At 72.3% G+C, this 20,587-nt stretch carries 17 protein-coding genes; 9 read left to right on the plus strand and 8 right to left on the minus strand.

Going from position 1 to position 20,587, the window contains the following annotated elements:
* Nucleotide 1 precedes the first annotated feature (1 nt).
* The 5 genes from IE170_RS11655 (at nucleotide 2) to IE170_RS33480 (ending at nucleotide 3,153) form a co-directional block, all read left to right on the plus strand.
* A complete protein-coding gene (locus IE170_RS11655; protein ID WP_189809241.1) occupies nucleotides 2–247 on the plus strand; it encodes an acyl carrier protein in 246 nt (81 codons plus the stop codon).
* Complete coding sequence (locus IE170_RS11660) at nucleotides 244–933, plus strand: phosphatase PAP2 family protein (protein ID WP_189809242.1); 690 nt, start codon at nucleotides 244–246, stop codon at nucleotides 931–933. The genes IE170_RS11655 and IE170_RS11660 overlap by 4 nt, the downstream gene beginning before the upstream one ends.
* A gap of 7 nt (nucleotides 934–940) precedes the next feature.
* Entirely contained in the window at nucleotides 941–1,591 is a 651-nt protein-coding gene (gene tunM / locus IE170_RS11665; protein WP_128839950.1) for a UDP-N-acetyl-tunicamine-uracil synthase TunM, read from the plus strand.
* Nucleotides 1,592–1,604: 13 nt separating this feature from the next.
* A complete protein-coding gene (locus IE170_RS11670; RefSeq protein ID WP_037919768.1) occupies nucleotides 1,605–2,063 on the plus strand; it encodes an NUDIX hydrolase in 459 nt (152 codons plus the stop codon).
* A 472-nt stretch (nucleotides 2,064–2,535) separates the two neighbouring features.
* Complete coding sequence (locus IE170_RS33480) at nucleotides 2,536–3,153, plus strand: class I SAM-dependent methyltransferase (RefSeq protein ID WP_189809272.1); 618 nt, start codon at nucleotides 2,536–2,538, stop codon at nucleotides 3,151–3,153.
* Here the strand turns inward: IE170_RS33480 and IE170_RS11680 are convergent.
* From IE170_RS11680 to IE170_RS11690, 3 genes are all read right to left on the minus strand, one after another.
* Complete coding sequence (locus IE170_RS11680; protein WP_189809243.1) at nucleotides 3,150–3,746, minus strand: hypothetical protein; 597 nt, start codon at nucleotides 3,744–3,746, stop codon at nucleotides 3,150–3,152. The genes IE170_RS33480 and IE170_RS11680 overlap by 4 nt on opposite strands.
* 193 nt (nucleotides 3,747–3,939) lie before the next feature.
* Nucleotides 3,940–4,425, minus strand: a complete 486-nt coding sequence (locus IE170_RS11685; RefSeq protein WP_223855877.1) for a lactococcin 972 family bacteriocin — start codon at nucleotides 4,423–4,425, stop codon at nucleotides 3,940–3,942.
* 618 nt (nucleotides 4,426–5,043) lie between these two features.
* Nucleotides 5,044–6,453 (minus strand): heparan-alpha-glucosaminide N-acetyltransferase domain-containing protein, encoded by a 1,410-nt coding sequence (locus IE170_RS11690; RefSeq protein WP_189809244.1) that lies wholly within the window; start codon nucleotides 6,451–6,453, stop codon nucleotides 5,044–5,046.
* A gap of 30 nt (nucleotides 6,454–6,483) precedes the next feature.
* Here IE170_RS11690 and IE170_RS11695 point away from each other — a divergent pair, with 30 nt between their 5' ends.
* The 4 genes from IE170_RS11695 (at nucleotide 6,484) to IE170_RS11710 (ending at nucleotide 13,517) form a co-directional block, all read left to right on the plus strand.
* Nucleotides 6,484–7,047: a hypothetical protein gene (locus IE170_RS11695; protein WP_189809245.1), complete on the plus strand. Its 564-nt coding sequence runs from the start codon at nucleotides 6,484–6,486 to the stop codon at nucleotides 7,045–7,047.
* 411 nt (nucleotides 7,048–7,458) lie between these two features.
* The gene (locus IE170_RS11700; protein ID WP_189809246.1) at nucleotides 7,459–8,202 is read left to right on the plus strand and encodes a response regulator transcription factor; all 744 of its coding nucleotides are present in this window, start codon (nucleotides 7,459–7,461) and stop codon (nucleotides 8,200–8,202) included.
* 140 nt (nucleotides 8,203–8,342) lie between these two features.
* A complete protein-coding gene (locus tag IE170_RS11705; RefSeq protein ID WP_189809274.1) occupies nucleotides 8,343–9,404 on the plus strand; it encodes a HAMP domain-containing sensor histidine kinase in 1,062 nt (353 codons plus the stop codon).
* 258 nt (nucleotides 9,405–9,662) lie between these two features.
* Nucleotides 9,663–13,517 carry a multifunctional oxoglutarate decarboxylase/oxoglutarate dehydrogenase thiamine pyrophosphate-binding subunit/dihydrolipoyllysine-residue succinyltransferase subunit gene (locus tag IE170_RS11710; RefSeq protein WP_189809247.1) on the plus strand — a complete coding sequence of 1,285 codons (3,855 nt, stop codon included), beginning with the start codon at nucleotides 9,663–9,665 and terminating at the stop codon, nucleotides 13,515–13,517.
* A gap of 100 nt (nucleotides 13,518–13,617) precedes the next feature.
* On the opposite strand, the gene IE170_RS11715 is transcribed toward IE170_RS11710, so the two are convergent.
* The 5 genes from IE170_RS11715 to fxsA form a co-directional block, all read right to left on the minus strand.
* On the minus strand, nucleotides 13,618–14,031 hold the full coding sequence (locus IE170_RS11715; RefSeq protein ID WP_189809248.1) for a hypothetical protein: 414 nt from the start codon (nucleotides 14,029–14,031) through the stop codon (nucleotides 13,618–13,620).
* A gap of 81 nt (nucleotides 14,032–14,112) precedes the next feature.
* A complete protein-coding gene (gene fxsT / locus IE170_RS11720) occupies nucleotides 14,113–17,118 on the minus strand; it encodes an FxSxx-COOH system tetratricopeptide repeat protein (RefSeq protein WP_189809249.1) in 3,006 nt (1,001 codons plus the stop codon).
* Between the two features lie 64 nt (nucleotides 17,119–17,182).
* A complete protein-coding gene (locus IE170_RS11725) occupies nucleotides 17,183–18,445 on the minus strand; it encodes an HEXXH motif domain-containing protein (RefSeq protein WP_189809250.1) in 1,263 nt (420 codons plus the stop codon).
* Complete coding sequence (locus IE170_RS11730) at nucleotides 18,442–19,770, minus strand: FxsB family cyclophane-forming radical SAM/SPASM peptide maturase (RefSeq protein ID WP_229884683.1); 1,329 nt, start codon at nucleotides 19,768–19,770, stop codon at nucleotides 18,442–18,444. Before IE170_RS11730 ends, IE170_RS11725 begins: the two co-directional genes overlap by 4 nt.
* Nucleotides 19,771–19,916: 146 nt before the next feature.
* On the minus strand, nucleotides 19,917–20,587 hold a 671-nt coding region (fxsA, locus tag IE170_RS11735), incomplete at its 5' end, for an FxSxx-COOH cyclophane-containing RiPP peptide (protein ID WP_229884684.1).

The following is a 20,587-nucleotide window of genomic DNA, read 5'->3' on the forward strand; positions in this document are numbered from 1 at the left end:
CATGACCGAGCAACAGTTCCTCGCAGTCCTCACACCCCTGATCGAGGAAATCACCGGGAACGCCTTCTCCCAGGAACAGCTGGACGTCACCTTCGGCGATCTGGACATCGACTCCCTCAACCAGATTGAGATCATCAGCCGTATCGAGGACGAGTTCGACTGCCAGATAGAGGACAGCACCCTGCGGACGATCCGTACGCCCCGCGGGCTGCTGGACCACATTTCGAAGTCCACCAGCCCCGCATGATCCGAAACCACTCGGGCGACCGGCCTCGGTCACTGGCCTGGTTCGCGTGGTGGGCAGCGGCCCACGCCGGTCTGTTACTCGTCCTCGTCACCTTCCGGTGGGACGAACGGCTGAGCGAGACGCTCTGCGCCTGGACGAGCAGCAGCGCGTCCAGTGCCCGGCTTCTCGAGGCACTGACCTCGTGGGGCAACCCGTGGCCCGTGACCATCATTGCCGCCGGATCCGCGTGCTTCGCGCTGATCCGGCGGAACATCACAGCTGCCGCAGTCCTTTTGGTCATTCCGTACGCCGCCACAGTGAGCTGCAACCTGATCAAGGGATGGGTTGAACGACAGCGTCCGTCCTTGGATTGTGCCTCGATTCAAGCCGACGGCTTCAGTTTCCCCAGCGGACACGCGGTCGGTGTGACGACCGGATTCCTGCTGACCGCGCTCTACTTCAGTTCCCAGATGCCGCGGGCCGTCTCCGCACTGATGCTGTTCCTTGCTGGGGTGAGCGCCGAACTCGTCGCGTGGAGCAGGGCCCTTCTCGGTGCGCACTTCAGTGTCGATGTGCTCGCTGGGCAACTCTTGGGCGCCGGCTGGCTGGCCGTCGCCGCCCTCGTGCTGCACCACCAGTCAGTCAGCCGCTTGCAACGCGAGGCCCGTCAAGCAGGGTCGGACTCCCTGGACGAGCCCGTGTCATGATGACGCCGTGCCGTTCAACCACAACGATCATTACCATGACCTGTTACTTCGTGAACTCCCCGAATCATGCCGAAGGGCCCTTGAGGTGGGCTGCGGCACAGGGAGGTTCGCACAAAAACTAGCGGTTCGAGGAATCGAAGTAGATGCTATTGACGTAGATAATCACGTCGTCACCGCCGCACGAGAGAAGAATTCTACTCTCGCTCTCCCCAGGCAGATCCGCTTCCAGCGGGCAGATATCACACGCCTAACCTTGACGCCGGACACGTACGACTACATCGCGTGCTTGGCCAGCATCCACCACGTCCCCTTTGAGACAGTGCAGAAGCTGCGCGCATCGCTCACCGCGAACGGCGTCTTGGTGATCCTCGGCTGCTACCGAGAAGCAACACTATGGGACCATGCCGTAAGCCTTCTGGCCGTACCTGTGAACGCTATTTGGCGTGCTGCGGTGTTCTTCCGAGAGAGCTGGTCAGGAAGCCGTGCCGATCGGGGCACGCAGTCTCCTTCAGCACCTGTGGCGCCCCCTTCGATGTCGCTTGCGGAGATCCGAGAAGACAGTGCTGCATATCTTCCAGGCAGGCGGATTCGACGCCTCCTCTTCTGGAGATATCTTCTGGTCTTTCACAACATGAAGGCAGGGCTGGGAAGTGATTAGCAGCCGGACACACATGATCTCTCAGCCACCGAGAAGATACGCCCTGGGGGCCACCTGCGTTACGTTCAACGACGTGGGACGTGTCCTTATTGCGCGCCGCCGCTCCCCGGAACGCTGGGAGCTGCCCGGCGGCTTGGTGGATCCGGGCGAGGCATTCCATGATGCCGCCACTCGCGAGACTTACGAGGAGACCGGGGTCCACGTCAAAGTCCACGGCCTGGTGGGCGTCTACCAGCATCCGAGCCGGGGCATCCTCGCCGGCATCTTCATCGCCACAGCCGTGTCGGGGGAACCTCGCCCAACAGCGGAATCCAGTGCCGCCGAGTGGGCGGACGTGGAGGATGCTCTCACGCGACTGCACCCCCTCTATCGACCGCGCCTTGAAGACGCCCTCACAGCCAGGGCTTCCGTGACGCTCCGCGTCCATGAAGGAACGGAGGTCCTCTCACTCTTCGAGGCCACACACGTCTGACGGAACCGCTCGCCGCCGGGCTGCGATATCGAGAATCACCTGCGTCTCCTCGGCGGACCTCGCGAGGCCAGGGGTCGGCCGCCAGCCGTTCGACGCAACGCTCTCTGGCCATCGACGGAGTCCACATCTGAAGTGGCAATCAACCCGAAAATGCAAAGTCAACCTGCGCAGATCTGGGCCGCACTGACCAACACGTTTCTTCATCCCGCAGCTCAGAGCCGGGTCCCGATGCAGCAACAATCGGGATCGGACACCGGGCTGCCATGCAGGGCAGGCTTCACATTCGGGCATCGACGGCAGATCCGAATCGTCGAACAGACGTCCGCACGCACGGGCGCGCCCGCCCCTTGGCCTGCGCCTCGATCCAGGCCGACGGCTCCAGCTTCCCCGGCGGGCACGCAGTCGGTGTGACGACCGGATTCCTGTCGGCCGGGCTCTACGCCGGTTCCCGGACACCACGGGCCGCCTCCGCATTGCTCGACGGGCAACTCCTGGGCGACGGCCGGCCTGCCGTCGCCGCCTTTTTGCAGGGGGGTTTGCGCGGAAAGTGGCGCTTCGAGGAATCGAAGTGGATGCGATTGACGTAGATGATCACGTTGTCGCCACCGCACGAGCGAAGAATTCCGCTCTCGATCTCCCCGGGCAGATCCGCTTCGAGCGGGCGGACGTCACGCGCCTCGCCTTGGCGCCGGGCACGTACGACTACATCGCGTGCTTGGCCGGCATCCGCCACGCCCCCTCCGAGACGGTGCAGAAGCTGCGCGCATCGCTCACCGCGAACGGCGTCCTGGTGATCCTCGGCTGCTACCGGGAAGCAACGCCATGGGACCTCGCCGTAAGCCTCCTCGCCGTCGCTGTGGACGCTATTTGGCGTACTGCGCTGCTCTTCCGGGAGAGTCGGCCGGGAAGCCGGGCAGACGGGGGCGCGCGGTCTCCGTCAGCACCTGTGGCACCCCCTTCGATGTCGCTTGCGGAGATCCGTGAGAACAGTGCTGCACTTCTTCCGGGCAGGCGAGTTCGGCGCCTCTGCTCACTCCCCAGCCCGGCCTACGGCGAGACGTCGACTCGTCGGGAGCGGTGCGGGTGCTAGGAAGCGGTGGTGGATTGCGGGCGCCGCGTGGCGAGGACCGCGGCGGCCGCGAGGAAGAGGGCGGCCGCCAGGGCCAGGAGGCGGGTGACGGTCCAGACCGGGCCCACCACCGACGCGTGTGCACCGCCGGCCTCGTGGGTCAGCCGCATGGTGGTCTCGACGACGACGACCACCGGGATCGCCAGCTGGAACGGCAGCCGCAGGAGCGGCCGGCGGGGGCCGTGGGCCGCGCGGGACAGGTGGCCCGCGAGGCCGCAGAGCGGCCCCAGCACGGTGGCGAAGACGCACCACACGGCGATCATGGACAGGAACTCGCCCCATCCGAAGACTTCGGCCGTGTTCGACGGGTCGTTGTAGTCCGGCACTCGGAAGTCGCCCTGGGTCGCCTTCGTCGTGTAGTAGGCGGTGACGGTGACCACCAGTGCGCCCCACGCCGTGAGGGCGGCGCCCACCTTGGACCGCGCGGCCAGACCGGTCCCGAAGGCGATCAGCGCGTACATCCAGCCTGAGACGAGGATGACGCTCACCACGTGGCCCGCCGGGCTGCCCGTCGCTTCCAGGAGCGGCCCGGAGACTCCGACCGTCAACGCCACGACAACAGGAAGCACAATGGCCGAAAGTGAAGAGCGCACGGCAAACCTCGATACATGGGACGAGATAATTCGGAAGGGACTCTACCAGCCCTGCCCTGACCTGCCAGGAAAACGAAAAAAGGCGCCAAAGACCCGGCCATTCGCGGCTGTCGCCGCGAGTGGCCAGGTCTCCGACTACCGGAGTGCGGCTAATTTAGTAGACACCCCAGTAGGTGTTGCAGGTGTAAGCCCAGCCCGCCGTACGAGAGGCCTTCGCCCAGATGTCGGCGTTCTGGATGTCCTTGTCGGTCTGGCTCGCGATGGCAACGCTGGCCGAGTGCTTCTTGGTCGGGTGGATGTAGTTCGAGTAGCACTTCTTGAGGCCGCCGCTGCCCGCGGAAGTGCCGTAGTGCCAGGTGCCGCCGCCGACGCTCACGCTCGCGACCGCGGGCGCGTTGGACGGGCCCTTGCCCTTGGCCGCCTTGGGGAAGCTCACCGCACCCCACTCGACCGGCTTCTCACCGTTCGGGCCTATGAGCTCGGCCGGCGGGGTGTCCCCGTTGGCCGCACTGAACATCCGGACCTGCGGGGCGGCCTCGACGGCCGAGTCGGCCGCGACGGCCGGCCCGGAGGCGAGGAGCGCACCGGCGGCGGCCATCGCCGACACCACGCCGAGGGTCATCTTTCCAGGCTTCTTCATCGAACTCCCCGTCTTTTCGTTCGGAAATAGCCAGCCGCTGAACCGTGCTTGGCCGGCTGCTCGATCATCTTCTGTCGATCTCAATCTCGCTGTAAAGGCTTTTTCCTCGAGGTGTTCACCGGAGCATTCGACAGACAGGATAAAGCGGAACAAACCCGCCCTTCCGGTGGGCGAATTCAAGTCATCATTGACGCAAAGAGCGATGACTGGCCGAAATGTTGGCGAAAAACCGCAGACACTCTGTGGCCAAAAACCGGAGCGGAGTCGACCGCTACGTTTTCACTAAAGCGGAGCAAATTTCGGCGGCCGGAATAATCCTGAGCGGAGAAGCGGGCCGGGGTCGTCGGCGGGGCGGCTTGGCCTCCGGACATGGGCATGTTCGGGGTGCACATGCGGCTGCGGCCTGCACGGTTTCGGCGGGCGCTCGGCGAGGTGGCGGGGCGTAGGAGCGCGCGGGGAGGAGCTCATCGGAACGGTGGGGCGCGCAGGAGCGCGCTGAAGCGGAGTGGGGCGCAGATGCGCCCGAGCTGCCGGGGCTGCGGGAACCGTCCCGCCGCGGGGCCACACCACCGACGAGGCGCGGCACGCGCTCGCGTGGCTCCGGACCGGATCAGAGGGCTACGGGCACGTGCCGCGGCGGGCGTGGACGGTGAGGCGGGCGCCGTGGAGTTGCGCCACCGAGCAGAGGTCGAAGTGGGCGGCCAGGACCTCCCGTTTCACCGCCTCCCGCGGGTACGGGTCCAGCGGCTGGCCCTCCGGGTCGGTGAGGGCCACCACCCGTGTCGCCGCGAGGAGCCGGGCCCGGATCTCCTCCGGCGGCAGTTCCGTGCCCCACAGGCTGCCCGAGGCGGCGGGGGTGTGCTCCAGGGCGAGGTCGGACAGGCTGCCGTAGACGCCCGGCGAGGACAGCAGCCACTCGCGGCGCCGGGCCGGCATGAACAGGACGGGGTCGCCCGGCCGGGCCTGTTCCCGTACGGCGGCCGCGACGGCCAGGGCGTCGTCCTTGCGGCTCTCCGGGGTCCGCAGCCACACCGACCAGCAGGCCGCGGGTACCAGCAGGACGGCGACCAGCACCCACGGCAGCCTGCCGCGCGCCACGGCGAGGCGGGCCCCTGCGGCCAGGGCGAGCCCGGCGAGGGAGTAGAGGACGTACCGGTCGACGTACCAGGGGTGGACGAGGGAGACCGTCAGGAGCAGTCCCGGCGGGAGCAGGGCGAGCGGGACGGCGACGCGTGCGAGGTGATCCGGCAGGGCGCCGCGCCGCGCGAGCAGCCACACGGCCGCGGCGACGACGGCGTACGCCGCCCAGTCCTGCCACTTCGGCCGGCCGAGCCAGCCCAGCTGCTGCTCTGCCTGCCGGGCGCTGACGACCGCGAGCGGCAGGAGCAGCACGAGGACGGCGGCGGCGCTGCGCCGCCAGCCCGCCGCGCGGCGGGCGGTGACGGCGTGGGCGGCCAGGGCGAGGACCGCGAACTCGTGCAGCCAGCAGGCGAGCAGCATCACCGCCCCGTACGCGACCCAGCGCTCGCGCAGCATCAGGTACGTGGCCCAGGCGACGGCGGCGGCGACCAGCGCGTACGAGCGCCCCTCCTGGGCGTACGCCTGCACCGGCGGCAGCACCGCGAAGACGACGCCGGCGAGCAGCCCGGCCCGCTCCCCCGCCAGGCGGCTGCCGACCGCGGCGACGCCGGCGGCGGCGAGGGCGGTCGCGGCTGCCGAGGGCAGCCGCAGCGCCCACAGGCCGCCGTCGAGCGCCGCGTCCGGGCTGGTCCCGGCGATCCGGAAGACGGCGTGCACGAGGAGGTAGTGGAGGCCGTGGACGGCGTCGACGTTCCCGACGAGCTCCCACATCCCGGCGAGCGGCCGGTGCGCGACCTGCCAGGTGACGGACTCGTCCCGCCACATGCTGCCGGCACGCGCCAGCCCCCACAGGCCGAGGACGAGAGCGAGCAGCGGCGGCAGTGCACGCCGGGCGAGGGTGTGGATGCCGGCCTCCGGTGGGTTCCGCGGGAACGGTGCGCCCCCCATACTCGGGGGTCGACCGGTCAACCTGCGGGGGTGGGTGTGCGCGTACGGAGGGCGTCGGGGGCGCTGCTGGCGGGTGCGGCGCTACTGGCGGGCTGCAGCCTGGCGCCCGACGGCAAGGGCGGCTCATCGACGCCGCCCACGAGCGCGCCGCCCACGGCGGCCGGCCCGTCGACCCCTCCTCCGGCGTCGCCGACCGCCCCGGCGCCGGCCCCGCCCCCCTCTTCGCCCCCACCCGTCCCCGCGCCCGACACGGCGGACAAGCAGCTGGTCACGGCGACCCGGAGCGGCGGCTACGCCGGCAGGACGACGAGTCTGCTGGTGAGCGGCGACGGCTCGTGGGTGCGCCTGGACGGCAAGGCCCGCCCGGCGGGCTCGGGCCGCCTGTCGCCGAAGGGCCTGGCGGATCTGAAGGCGGCACTGGCCGCGGCGGACTTCCCGCGCCTGCCGCGGGTCTCGACGGGCAGGGGCACCGTCTACGACGGCTTCACGTACGCGTTCGTGCACGGGGGGCGCGAGGTGGCCGCCGCCGACGGCTCGATCCCGGCGGGCCTCCGCCCCGTCCTGGCAGCCCTTCCCCCTTTCGAGGCCGACTGAGCGTCGCGGCCCCGCACCCGGCAGCGGTTCGCACTCCCCACCCGCAGGGCCGCGCCGCGACCACGCACCACCGGCGCCCGCCGCGGGGACGAGCCCGGACGGGCCGGGTCGGACGGGTACGCCCCGCCACGTCACGCCACGGCGCCCGGGGAGGAGACGCCCCGCCCCGCGCACCTCCACCCGGCACCGGCTGCCCCGCCGCCCGCCGAAGCCCCCGGCCGGCCTTCCGCAACCCACCCGCCGAAGCCCCCGCCGCGCCCCCGGCCCCATCCGGCATCCCCCGCCATATCCCCATTCCGACCGCATTCGGAATCAACAATTCCGATGGTTTCGCTGTCTGAACCCCGCATAGCCGCAGGCCGGTGGCTCCTCTACGCTGCACCCCATCACGCGGATCTCCAGGGGCGGGACATGGAACAGACACACACCACCCACACCGGCGGCGCCGCGGCCACCCCAGGCGCACAGCGGCGCGTGCTCGTGGTCGAGGACGACCGCACCATCGCCGACGCCATCACGGCGCGGCTGCGCGCCGAGGGCTTCCAGGTGCAGGCGGCGTACGACGGCCCGGCCGCCGTGGCGTCTGCCGAGAGCTGGCTGCCCGAGCTGCTCGTGCTGGACGTGATGCTGCCCGGCTTCGACGGCCTGGAGGTCTGCCGCCGGGTCCAGGCCCAGCGGCCCGTGCCCGTGCTCATGCTGACCGCGCGGGACGACGAGACCGACATGCTGGTCGGGCTCGGCGTCGGTGCCGACGACTACATGACGAAGCCGTTCTCGATGCGCGAGCTGGCCGCCCGGGTGCACGTCCTGCTGCGCCGCGTGGAGCGGGCCACGCTCGCCGCGCACGCCCCGCGCGGGGCCACGCTGCGCCTGGGCGACCTGGAGATCGACCACGCCCAGCGCCGGGTCCGCGTGCAAGCGGAGGACATCCACCTGACGCCGACCGAGTTCGACCTGCTGGTGTGCCTGGCCGGGACGCCGCGGGCGGTGCTCTCCCGCGAGCAGCTGCTGGCCGAGGTGTGGGACTGGGCGGACGCCTCCGGCACCCGTACCGTCGACAGCCACATCAAGGCCCTGCGGCGGAAGATCGGTGCCGAGCGGATCCGCACCGTGCACGGCGTCGGGTACGCCCTGGAGACACCGGCGCAGGCGTGAGCATCGGCCGTCCCGGCAGGGCACGCAGCACCGGCCGCTCCGGCCCGGGCTCCCGGCCCGCCCCCGGCTCCCGCTCCGGCCCCCGCCCGCGTTCCCGCTCCGGTTCCCGCTCCGACTGGGCAGACCCGCACAGCGGCGGCCTGCGCCCCTTCTCGCCCTTCTCGATCAAGACCAAGCTCGGGACGCTGGTCGTCGTCTCGGTGTTCATCACGACGGGCCTGCTGCTGGTGGCGCTGCGCACCGACACCGAGCTGCGGTTCATCACGGTCTTCTCGGTGATCGCCTCCATGCTGATCACCCAGTTCGTCGCCCACGGCCTGACGGCACCGCTGGACGACATGACGCGCGTGGCTCGGGCGATCTCGCACGGGGACTTCACGCGACGGGTGCGCGGGGCGGGCCGCCGCGACGAGCTGGGCGACCTGGCCTCCACGATCAACCTGATGGCGGACGACCTGGAGGCGGTGGACCGGCACCGCCGGGAGCTCGTCGCGAACGTCTCGCACGAGCTGCGCACGCCGATCGCGGCGCTGCGGGCGGTGCTGGAGAACGTCGTCGACGGGGTCTCCGAGGCCGATCCGGAGACGATGCGGACGGCGCTGAAGCAGACGGAGCGCCTGGGCCGGCTGGTCGGGACGCTGCTGGACCTGTCCCGGGTGGACAACGGCGTGGTCCCGCTGCGGGCGCGGCGCTTCGAGGTGTGGCCGTACCTGTCGGGGGTGCTGAAGGAGGCGGGGCTGGCGGCGGCCGGCCGGCCGGGCCTGGCGTCCGGCTCCGGCGGGCACACCCGCAACGACGTCCACCTGCACCTGGACGTCTTCCCGCCCGGGCTGACGGCGTACGCGGACGCGGAGCGGCTGCACCAGGTGGTGGCCAACCTGATCGACAACGCGGTCAAGCACAGCCCGGCCCTGGGCCGGGTCACGGTCCGCGCCCGCCCCGGAGAGGCCCCCGGAAGCCTCGCGCTGGAAGTGGTCGACGAGGGGCCGGGGATCCCGGAGGCCGAGCGGCACCGGGTCTTCGAGCGGTTCAACCGCGGCAGCGCGAACAGCGGCGAGGGCGGCGACGGGGGGACGGGGCTGGGCCTGGCGATCGCCCGCTGGGCGGTCGAGCTGCACGGCGGCCGGATCCGGGTGGCCGAATCGGCGCGGGGCTGCCGGATCCTCGTCACCCTTCCGGGCGCTCCACAGGCGTCGCATTGACGTAGGGTTCGACCGGGAAGGACATGATCTCGGCCACACGTGCCCGGGGTCCGTCAGGGGTGCGAAGCCAGGGGGTCGCAACCCGGTTGCCGCATACCCGAACCAGGCTCGTTTCCCGCCATTCCGGGCTCTGAAACCCGCCGTTCGGTGTGACCTACATGACGTAAGTCCCGCCCGGCCTGCATCTCCCCGCCCGGGAGGCGTAGCCTTTATTCCCGCTGTCCATACCTTGTGAAGCGGAAGAGGGCGGTTGCCGCCGTGTCGCCACAGTCCCCCAGTAACTCGAGCACGACGACCGAAGCAGCAGAGGGCGGGAAGACCCCTGCCTCAGGCTTCGGCGCCAATGAGTGGCTCGTCGACGAGATCTACCAGCAGTACCTCCAGGACCCGAACTCGGTCGACCGGGCCTGGTGGGACTTCTTCGCCGACTACAAGCCGGGGGGCGCGAGCGCTCCCGCCAAGGCCGACGAGCCGGTGAGTACCCCGACGACGGATGGCGCCTCCGCACAGGCCTCCACCGCCGTCACCGCGCAGGCCTCCGACGCCGCCGCCACGGGGGCGGCGAGCGCCGCACCCGCCTCCGCCGCCGCACCCGCGCCTGTGTCAGCTCCTGCCCCTGCTCCTGCCTCCCCCTCTGGTGCCCCTGCTGTGACTGTCACCTCCCAGGCCTCGGCCGCCGCTCCGGCCGCGCCCGCCGCTCCCGCCGCCGCCCCGAAGGCCGCGCCCGCCACCGAGGCCCCGGCGGGCCCCGAGCTGGTGACGCTCCGCGGCCCGGCCGCCGCGGTCGCGAAGAACATGAACGCCTCCCTGGACGTGCCGACGGCCACCTCGGTCCGCGCCGTCCCGGTGAAGCTGCTGTTCGACAACCGCATCGTCATCAACAACCACCTGAAGCGCGCCCGGGGCGGGAAGATCTCCTTCACCCACCTCATCGGCTACGCCATGGTGCAGGCCATCAAGGCCATGCCGTCGATGAACTACTCCTTCGCGGAGAAGGACGGCAAGCCGACCCTGGTCAAGCCGGAGCACGTCAACTTCGGCCTCGCGATCGACCTGGTGAAGCCGAACGGCGACCGCCAGCTCGTCGTCGCCGGCATCAAGAAGGCCGAGACCCTCAACTTCTTCGAGTTCTGGCAGGCCTACGAGGACATCGTCCGCCGCGCCCGCGTCGGCAAGCTGACGATGGACGACTTCACCGGCGTCACGGTCTCCCTGACCAACCCCGGCGGCCTCGGCACCGTCCACTCCGTGCCCCGCCTGATGCCCGGACAGTCCGTCATCATGGGCGTCGGCTCCATGGACTACCCGGCCGAGTTCCAGGGCACCTCGCAGGACACCCTGAACAAGCTGGGCGTCTCCAAGGTCATGACCCTGACCTCGACCTACGACCACCGGGTCATCCAGGGTGCGGCCTCCGGCGAGTTCCTGCGGATCGTCGCCAACCTGCTGCTCGGCGAGAACGGCTTCTACGACGACGTCTTCGAGGCGCTGCGGATCCCGTACGAGCCGGTCCGCTGGATGCGCGACATCGACGCCAGCCACGACGACGACGTCACGAAGGCCGCCCGCGTCTTCGAGCTGATCCACTCCTACCGGGTCCGCGGCCACGTCATGGCCGACACCGACCCGCTGGAGTACAAGCAGCGCAAGCACCCCGACCTGGACATCACCGAGCACGGCCTCACCCTGTGGGACCTGGAGCGCGAGTTCGCCGTCGGCGGCTTCGCCGGCAAGTCGATGATGAAGCTGCGCGACATCCTCGGCGTGCTGCGCGACTCGTACTGCCGCACCACCGGCGTCGAGTTCATGCACATCCAGGACCCGAAGCAGCGCCGCTGGATCCAGGACCGCATCGAGCGCCCGCACTCCAAGCCGGAGCGCGAGGAGCAGCTGCGGATCCTGCGCCGCCTGAACGCCGCCGAGGCGTTCGAGACGTTCCTGCAGACCAAGTACGTCGGCCAGAAGCGGTTCTCGCTGGAGGGCGGCGAGTCCGTCATCCCGCTGCTCGACGCGGTCATCGACTCCGCGGCCGAGGCCCGCCTCGAAGAGGTCGTCATCGGCATGGCCCACCGCGGCCGCCTGAACGTCCTCGCCAACATCGTCGGCAAGTCGTACGCGCAGATCTTCCGCGAGTTCGAGGGCAACCTCGACCCGAAGTCGATGCACGGCTCCGGCGACGTGAAGTACCACCTGGGCGCCGAGGGCACCTTCACGGGCCTGGACGGCGAGCAGATCAAGGTCTCGCTGGTCGCGAACCCCTCCCACCTGGAGGCCGTCGACCCGGTCCTCGAGGGCGTCGCCCGCGCCAAGCAGGACATCATCAACAAGGGCGGCACGGACTTCACCGTCCTGCCCGTCGCGCTGCACGGCGACGCGGCGTTCGCCGGCCAGGGCGTCGTCGCCGAGACGCTGAACATGTCGCAGCTGCGCGGCTACCGCACCGGCGGCACCGTCCACGTCGTGATCAACAACCAGGTCGGCTTCACGGCCGCCCCGGAGTCGTCGCGTTCCTCGATGTACGCGACCGACGTGGCCCGCATGATCGAGGCGCCGATCTTCCACGTGAACGGCGACGACCCGGAGGCCGTCGTCCGCGTGGCGCGGCTCGCCTTCGAGTTCCGCCAGGCGTTCAACAAGGACGTCGTCATCGACCTCATCTGCTACCGCCGCCGCGGCCACAACGAGTCGGACAACCCGGCGTTCACGCAGCCGCTGATGTACGACCTGATCGACAAGAAGCGCTCGGTGCGCAAGCTGTACACCGAGTCCCTGATCGGCCGCGGCGACATCACGCTGGAAGAGGCCGAGCAGGCGCTGCAGGACTTCCAGGGCCAGCTGGAGAAGGTGTTCGCGGAGGTCCGCGAGGCCGCCGCGCAGCCCGCGACCGGCATCCCGGGCACGGCGGAGCGGGCCGAGTTCCCGGTGGCCGTGAACACGGCGGTCTCCCCGGAGGTCGTCAAGCGGATCGCCGAGTCCCAGGTCAACATCCCCGACGCGCACACCGTCCACCCGCGTCTGCTGCCGCAGCTGCAGCGCCGGGCGGCGATGATCGACGACGGCACCATCGACTGGGGCATGGGCGAGACCCTCGCCTTCGGCTCGCTGCTGATGGAGGGCACCCCGGTCCGGCTGTCCGGCCAGGACTCCCGCCGCGGCACCTTCGGCCAGCGCCACGCGGTGCTGATCGACCGGGAGACCGGCGAGGACTACACCCCGCTGCAGCACCTGTCGGACGAGCAGGCCCGCTTCAACGTCTACGACTCGCTGCTGTCCGAGTACGCGGCGATGGGCTTCGAGTACGGCTACTCGCTGGCCCGCCCGGACGCGCTGGTGCTGTGGGAGGCCCAGTTCGGCGACTTCGTCAACGGCGCGCAGACCGTCGTCGACGAGTTCATCTCCTCGGCCGAGCAGAAGTGGGGCCAGACGTCCGGCGTCACCCTGCTGCTGCCGCACGGCTACGAGGGCCAGGGCCCGGACCACTCCTCGGCCCGCCCGGAGCGGTTCCTGCAGCTGTGCGCGCAGAACAACATGACGGTCGCGATGCCGACGCTGCCGTCGAACTACTTCCACCTGCTGCGCTGGCAGGTCCACAACCCGCACCACAAGCCGCTCATCGTCTTCACCCCGAAGTCGATGCTGCGCCTGAAGGCGGCGGCGTCGAAGGCGGAGGAGTTCACCAGCGGCTCGTTCCGCCCGGTCATCGGCGACGCGACGGTCGACCCGAATGCGGTCCGCAAGGTCGTCTTCTGCGCGGGCAAGGTGTACTACGACCTGGAGGCCGAGCGGGTCAAGCGCGGCGACACCGAGACCGCCATCATCCGCATCGAGCGCCTGTACCCGCTGCCGGGTGCGGAGCTCCAGGCCGAGATCGCCAAGTTCCCGAACGCGGCGAAGTACATCTGGGCGCAGGAGGAGCCGGCGAACCAGGGTGCGTGGCCGTTCATCGCGCTCAACCTGATCGACCACCTGGACCTGGCGGTCGGCGCCGACATCCCGGCGGGCGAGCGTCTGCGCCGCATCTCGCGGCCGCACTCCTCCTCCCCGGCGGTCGGCTCGGCCAAGCGCCACCAGGCGGAGCAGCAGCAGCTGATCAACGAGGTGTTCGAGGCGTAAGCCCCGGACCCCATGGCGCCGGAAGGGCCCGGCCCCCGTTCTCGGGGGCCGGGCCCTTCCGGCGTGTCCGGGTCGCCGGCCAGGCGGAGAGGAGTCGCTCCTACGGGCCCTCGGGGCCCGTGCGGCCGGCTCGCGCGGCGGCCGCTGCCTCCAGCAGGGTCCAGCCGTCGACCTCCGCCGCTCGCCGCTGCCCCGGCTGCCATCCGCGGGCCACCGCCACGTCGAGCAGGGCCCGGACCGCGCCCGGCTCGTGGAGGTTCAGGTCTGCGCCCCGGGTGAAGCCCACGTCTCCCGAGCCGAAGGGGGCCCCGCCCGGGACGTACCGGCCTGGGCCGTCGGCGAAGACGATGCGCAGGTGGCCGCCGCCGGCGGGCGGCTGCGGAGACAGGGTGAGGACCTGGCGACAGTCCACGGCCCGGCCGTCCTCGTCCCTTCGGTGGCTGTGGCGCATCGTCCACATGTACACGCGGCCGCCGGAGGCCAGTCGGCGGGCCTTCTTCGCGGAGCGGGGCATGCAGCCGAGGATACGCGGCCCCGTCCGGGGGACAGCCCCGCCGCTGGGAGGCCGGCCCCTCGCTTCGGCTCGCCGGTGCTCCTACGGCTGGGGCTCGAAGTCCCAGTAGGGGCGCATCTGCTGGCGGGCGGAGACCGTGTGGACGTGCTGCGGGCCGAGGGTGCGGGTCAGCGAGCGCAGGCCCGCGTCCTCGTGCTTCTGGGCCTCCGCGTCCTCCCGTACGGACCGCAGGTCGGCTGCGAGCGCGATCTGCGCGCTGAGCGTCATCGGATGGTCGGGGCCCAGCACCTGCTCGCAGTTGCGGAGGGTTTCGCGGCCGAGTTCCAGCGCGTCGTGGAGCCGGCCGGTGATGTTGCGGTGCCCGGTGGCGTTGAGGGCGCAGCCCAGTGTCCACGGGTGGCGCTCGCCGACGGCGCCGCGCATGCCGACGAGGGCCTGCTCGGCGAGGTTCAGCGCCTCGACCCGCTCGCCCTGGGCGCGCAGGACGAGGGCGAGGTTGCCGACGGTGCCGATGCTGTAGGGGTGGGCGAGGCCGAGCTGGGTCTGGTAGCCGCGTACGGCCTCCTCGGAGATCCGCCGGGCCTCGCCGATGTCCCCGTATTCGCGCAGGTAGGTGGCGTAGTCGGAGGCGACCATCAGGGTCCAGGGGAACTCGGCGCCGAAGACGCGCGTGGAGCGCTCCAGGACGCTGCGCAGCCGGGCGCCGGCGCCGGGGATGTCGCCGGAGCGGCGCAGGCACATGCCGAGGTTGTGCTCGGCGCGCAGGGTCTGCGGGTGGTTGGGGCCGAGGACCTGCAGGTGGAGTTTGAGGCCCTGCTCCTGGCGGGCGAGGGCCTCGCGGTAGCGGCCCATCAGGCGCAGGCCCATGGCGCAGCCGATCCCGGAGGAGAGGGTGGCGATGTGGCGGACCCGCAGGACGCGCTCGCGGCGGCGCAGGGTGTCGAGGTCGGTTTCGTACGCCTCCTGGTAGCGGCCCAGGAGGCGCAGGACGACGGCGACGTTGTTCTCGGCGTTGAGCGTGGTGGAGTCGTCCTCGCCGAGGAGTTCGCGGTAGCGGGCGAAGGCGTGTTCCAGCAGCTCGCGGGCCTGTTCGAACTTGGCGGTGCCGAGGAGGACGCCGGCGTAGGTGCTGGTGGCGCGGAGGGTCTCCAGGTCGCGGTCGCCGCGTTCGGCGAGCATGCGGTCGGCGACGGATTTGGCGAGGACCTCGGCGCGTTTGAAGTGGCCGAGCATGCGCAGGGCGCCGCCGTAGTGGTAGCTGAGTTCGCGGACCTGGTCGTGGTCGTCGCCGAGCATCGCCCGCCACTCGTGGTCGGTCTGCTCGGCCAGGCGCAGGCAGGTGCGGTACTCGCCGGCGAGCATCAGGTAGCGCAGGCAGTTCAGCAGGAAGTTCTGGATCCGCGGGTTGGTGCTGGTCAGGACGCCGGCGCTCTCCAGGTGCGGGATGAGCTCGGCGAAGCGGGGCCACAGCCGGGAGTCGGAGGGCCGGCCGGGGTCGGCGGCGGCGAGGACCTGGCGGACGGCGCGGGCGAGCGGCCGGGCCTCCTCCTCGGAGAGGTTCTCGCGGACGATGCCGTGGACCATGCGGTGGAGTTGGACGGTCTCCAGCCCTCCGCCGCCCTCTTCGACGGCGAGGTCGGAGTATTCGAGGCGGACGACGGAGAACTGGACGAGCTTGTTGAGGGCGGCGTTCCAGCGGATCTGGTCGTTGATGAGCCCGGCGAGCTGTTCGGGCGCGTCGTCGACGGGGAACTCGCGCAGCAGCCGCAGCGGGACGGGCCCGGGCGCGAAGAACACGAACAGGCGCAGCAGGGCGAGCGCGTCGGGGAAGTTCTCGCGGACGTTGTTGAGGAGTATGGCCAGGGCGGTGGGGAAGGGCAGCGGGTAGTCGTCGGAGACGGTGACGGCCTCGTGGGAGTCCAGGCGGCGGCGCAGCAGCCCCAGGTAGTCGCCGACGGTCAGGGGCGAGTCGGCGAGCCAGCCGGCGGTCTGGTCGAGGGCGAGCGGGTAGTCCTCCAGCGCTTCGGCGAGCTGGTCGGCCTCCTCGCCGGTGAGGCGGTGGGCGCGGCGGCGGATGAAGGTGACCGACTCGGGCCGGGCGTAGAGGGGGACCTCGACGAGGCTGGTGTGCCGGGAGGCCCATTCGCGGTTGCGGGAGGTGATGATGACGTCGCCGGCGCCGGAGGGCAGCAGGTCGGTGAGGTCGTCGGGGTTGTCGCAGCCGTCGAAGACCATCAGCCAGCGGTTGTACGGGGTTCCGCGCCGCAGCGCTTCGAGGACGGCCCGGATCTGCTCGCCGTAGCTGCCGGCGCCCCGGGGCAGGCCCAGTTCGGGGGCGAGGTCGGCGAGGCGTTCGCGGAGGGTGGGCCGGTCCTCGGCGGGGACCCACCAGACGACGTCGTACTCGGAGGCGAAGCGGTAGGCGTACTCGGTGGCGACCTGGGTCTTGCCGACTCCGGACAGGCCGAGGAGGGTGACGATGGAGGCGCCGGGCGGGGCTTCGGCGAGGGCGGCGCGGAGCCTGCCGATGACGTCGTTGCGGCCGGTGAAGCGGGGGTTGCGGCGGGGGACGCGGCCCCAGATCTCGGGCGGGTCGTTGGGGAAGCGGGGGCCGCGGCGGCCGGTCTCGGTGCCGACGCGGTCGGTGGGCAGCTCCAGGCGGCGCAGGACGCGGTACTCGGCCTCGTAGGCGTCGAGGCCCCACAGGTCGGTCTTCTCCAGGACGGCGACGGCGCTCGGCAGGGGGGCGTCGGTGAGGCAGACGGCGGCGAACCGGCCGGGGTGGTGGTCGTGGGCGGCCCGCAGGGCGGTGTTCCACTCCTGCTCGGTGTGGGTGCCGGCGGAGAAGTAGCGCTCGCTGAGGACGAGGAGGACGCGGCTGCCGCTGCGGGCGAGGTCGTCGAGGGCCTGGGTGAGGCCGCCGGAGGACTGGGGGTCCCAGCGCTGGAGGGCGACGCGGTGGCCGTGCTCCTCCAGCCGGTGCGCGATCCACACGGCCCAGGGCCGGTTGAAGCCCGCGAAGCTGATGACGAAGCGCTGCGGCCGCGCGGGGGCCGGGTCGCGCTCCTGCCGAATACCGGTGGTCATGCGGCCGTCTCCCTGGAATCCGGGCGGTGGACGGGGTTGAAAAGGTACCGCAGCCGACGGCCCGTCAGCCCTGTGCGTGCGGGGCGAGTTCGGGGTGTTGCGCGTACCAGGCGCGGCGGGCCCGGTCCACGGCGCGGCGGGCGGCTGCGTACCGGTCGCCGGGCGGCGGCAGCTCGTCCATGGCGCGCTCCGCCTCGGCCATCGCGGCGGTGAACTCGCGTCCCGCGATGGTCAGTCGGGGGTGGGCTCGCAGCTCGGGCAGGACGGCGGCGACCTGGGCGCGGATGCGCGCGTGGCGGGCCCAGGCGCCGCGGGCTCCGTAGAGGGCGGCGCGCTGCCAGTAGCCGGCGAGGGCCAGGTGGGCGTACGTGCCGTGCAGGAGGCCTTCCAGGGGGCGGGGGTCGGTGCGCCAGGGGGCCCAGTGGCGCGGGGCGCGGTCCGCGGTGTGCAGGGGGAGGACGTCGGCGAGGGCGGTCAGTTTGCCGTGCTGGACCTCGTGGACGAGCGTGGCGGCCAGGGCGGGCGGGGCCTGGGCGCGGGCGAGGACGGATCCGGCGGCGGCGGGCAGGGTGGCGCCGTGGGAGCGGGATCCGCCGGCGAGCGGGACGACGGAGCGCAGCAGGAGGGCGGTCTCCTCGGCGCGGGCGGTGTCGTAGCGCTCAAGGAGGGTGAGGGCGCCGGTCCACTGGGTGTCCCAGCGTTTGTGGCCCTTGGGGGTGAGGCGGCGGGCGGCGCGGACGGGCGCGGGGCGGGTGTGGCCGGGGGCGCGGTAGGGGTCGAGGTCGTCGAGGCTGGTGCGGCCGTCGGGGAGGGTGTGCAGGGGGAGGGCGGCCGGGTTGTCGGGGTCCCAGGAGCGCTCGGTGAGGGCGAGGGGGCCGGGCCGGGGCGGGCGGAGCACGCCGAGGGTGGGCAGTGCGAGGCGGCCGTTCGCGGGCCGCAGGACGGCCTTGAAGGCGGTGCCGGCGCGCAGGGCGGCCGCGGCGGCGAGGGCGCCGAGGTGGGCGAGGTCGGGGGGCGGGCCGGCCGGGTCGTGGAGGCGGCGGAGGGTCTCCTCGGCCCAGACGCCGGTGGCGGGGTAGTGCAGGACGTCGTGGACGGCGTCGGGGGCGTGCCGTTCGGCCTCCTCCAGCAGGGCCCAGTGGTCGGCGGCCTCGGCGCCGCGGCCGCCGCGGGAGGTGGCGGCGTCGAGGATGGCCCGGAGCAGGACGAGCCGCTTGGAGCGGCGGACGTCGGCGACGAGGCGGCTCCCTTCGGCGGAGGGCTCGGTGGAGGCGAGGGCGCGCAGGGTCGCCGAGGGGACGGTGAGGGTGCTCAGCGGGGCCGTCACGAGGCGGCCGCCCGGGTGGGTGCGGGCGCCTGGGCGGCGGCGCGGCCGGGCGGCGGCGGGGCGCTGCGCGCGGGGCCGGCGGAACCCTCCTCGGCGGCGCGGTGCAGGGCGGCGGCGATGTGCCGGATGAGGGCCTGCAGGTCGGCGCAGTAGACGGAGGGGTTGCGGAAGCCTTCGCCGGAGCGGTAGCGGTGCGGGTAGTGGCCGCCGCCGCAGACCTCGACCAGTCCGCACGAGCGGCAGCCGTCGGCGAGGGCGTCCAGGCCGAGCTGGCGGGCGGCGAGGCCGGGGTGGTCGAGCAGGTCGTCGAAGCGGTGGGTCTCCAGCGACATGCCGGTGGCGGCGGCGCCCTCGTAGGCGGACTTCAGGGAGTCGGCCTGTTCGAGGGTGCCGTCCGTCTCGATCACGGCGGTCGCGGCGGGGGCCAGGCCGAGGGTCTCGGTGGCGGCGGGAAGGCCGAGCAGCAGGGCGATGACCTCCTCGAAGGTGCGGATGCGGGTGCGCAGGGCGTCCGCCTGCCACCAGCGGTCGAAGACGGCGATGAGCCAGTCGGCGTACGGCGTGCGGTGCGGGGCGCTGCCGGGCGGCGGGGTGCTCCAGTTGGCGAGCGGCAGCAGCAGCGCGATGCCGGGCGGGTCGAAGGCGAGCAGGGACTCGTAGGTGCGGACCGGGTCGTGGGCGAGGTCGACGACGCACAGGACGCCCGCGTACTGCTCCGGGTGGCGGGCGAGGAGGCGCAGGCCGCGGGCGGCGGCGCCGAATCCGGGCCGGCCGGCGTGGTCGACGCGGCGGGTGTTGTGCTCGGGCAGGCCGCCGTCGAGGCTGACGCCGACGCGGATCCCGGCGGCGGCGAGGGCGGCGAGGCGGCCGCGGGTGAGCAGGGTGCCGTTGGTCTGGACGGTCGCGGTGACGCGGGTCCGCGGGGACGCGGCGCGCAGGGCGGCCCGTACGGCGTCGACGGGGGCGGCCAGTTCGGCGGGGGCGGTCAGCAGGGGTTCGCCTCCGTGCAGGACGAGGTCGACGCGGGTCAGGGCGTGGGCGGCGGCGTGTTCGGCGATGCGCTCGGCGGCGCGGGCGGCGGTCGCCCGGGACATGGCGGCGGGCCGGCCGCGCCAGCTCTGGTCGGCCATCTCGTACACGTAGCAGTAGGTGCAGGCCAGGTTGCAGCGGCTGCGCGTCTTGAGCACGAACTGCCGGATGGGGTGCGGGCGGTGGCCGGCGGCGCGCAGCGCCGGCACGTCGAGCCGGGCGTACGGCCAGGGGGCGCGGGCCCGGTGCGCGGACAGCGCGGACGGCGCCGCCCGGCTCCCGTCGGCGTGGCTCACCGCAGGCACCTCCCTCCCCGGCCGCCGTGCGGGCAGCCCGGCGGACGGTTGCATCCCTGCCCTCGGTTCGGCGCGGGCTAACGGCGGAAACGGGACAACTCCGGGTGCGTTGCGTGGTGTTGGGGATGCGGTGCGTGAGCGGGTGCTCAGCTGGCGCCGGAGTCGAAGGCGTTGAGGATCTCGGCGGGGTGGGTGACGCGGTCGACGAGGCCCTCGATGACGCCGGCGAGGACGGGGTGGTCGATGCCGCGGAGCGCGGCGAGGTCGAAGCCGGACAGGTCCGGCAGCCCCGCCGGGCAGCGCCGCGCCCCGGCGGGGGCGGCCGGGCCGGCCGGAGTCGCCCGTGGGCCCGGGCCGGCCGAGGTGGCCCGGGTGGCCCGGGTGGCCTGGGTGGCCTGGCCGGCCGAGGTGGCCGGGGTGGCCTGGGTGGCCGGGCCTGCCGACGTGCCCGAAGCGCCCGGGGTGAACGGGGCAGTGGCGCGGGGGGCGCCTTGCCTGGCGGCCAGGGCGGCGGCCGAGGCGGCCGGTCCTGCCGAGGCGGCCGAAGCGCCCGAGGTGACCGGGGAGGCCGGGCCTCCAGAGGCGACCGGTGCAGCCGAGGAGGCCGAGCCTGCCGAAACGGCCGGGGCAACCGAGACAGCCCGGGAGGCCGGGCCTGCCAAGGTCGCCGGGGCGACCGGGGCAGCCGAGGACACCGAGCCCGCCGAAACGGCCGGGGCGACCGGGGCAGCCGGGGCGATCGGGGCAGCCGGGGAGACCGAGCCCGCCGAAGCGGCCGAGGCGACCGGGGCAGCCGGGGAGACCGAGCCCGCCGAAG

The organism is Streptomyces toxytricini, from assembly GCF_014649915.1.
Taxonomy (GTDB): Bacteria; Actinomycetota; Actinomycetes; order Streptomycetales; family Streptomycetaceae; genus Streptomyces; species Streptomyces toxytricini.

Bases quoted from the DNA above. Each gene is read 5' to 3' on its own strand.
- IE170_RS11660 (WP_189809242.1), top strand. From the start codon at position 244: ATGATCCGAAACCACTCGGGCGACCGGCCTCGGTCACTGGCCTGGTTC.
- IE170_RS11690 (WP_189809244.1), bottom strand. From the start codon at position 6,453: ATGGGGGGCGCACCGTTCCCGCGGAACCCACCGGAGGCCGGCATCCAC.
- IE170_RS11715 (WP_189809248.1), bottom strand. From the start codon at position 14,031: ATGCCCCGCTCCGCGAAGAAGGCCCGCCGACTGGCCTCCGGCGGCCGC.
- fxsT (WP_189809249.1), bottom strand. From the start codon at position 17,118: ATGACCACCGGTATTCGGCAGGAGCGCGACCCGGCCCCCGCGCGGCCG.
- IE170_RS11700 (WP_189809246.1), top strand. From the start codon at position 7,459: ATGGAACAGACACACACCACCCACACCGGCGGCGCCGCGGCCACCCCA.
- IE170_RS11670 (WP_037919768.1), top strand. From the start codon at position 1,605: ATGATCTCTCAGCCACCGAGAAGATACGCCCTGGGGGCCACCTGCGTT.
- IE170_RS11655 (WP_189809241.1), top strand. From the start codon at position 2: ATGACCGAGCAACAGTTCCTCGCAGTCCTCACACCCCTGATCGAGGAA.
- IE170_RS11685 (WP_223855877.1), bottom strand. From the start codon at position 4,425: ATGAAGAAGCCTGGAAAGATGACCCTCGGCGTGGTGTCGGCGATGGCC.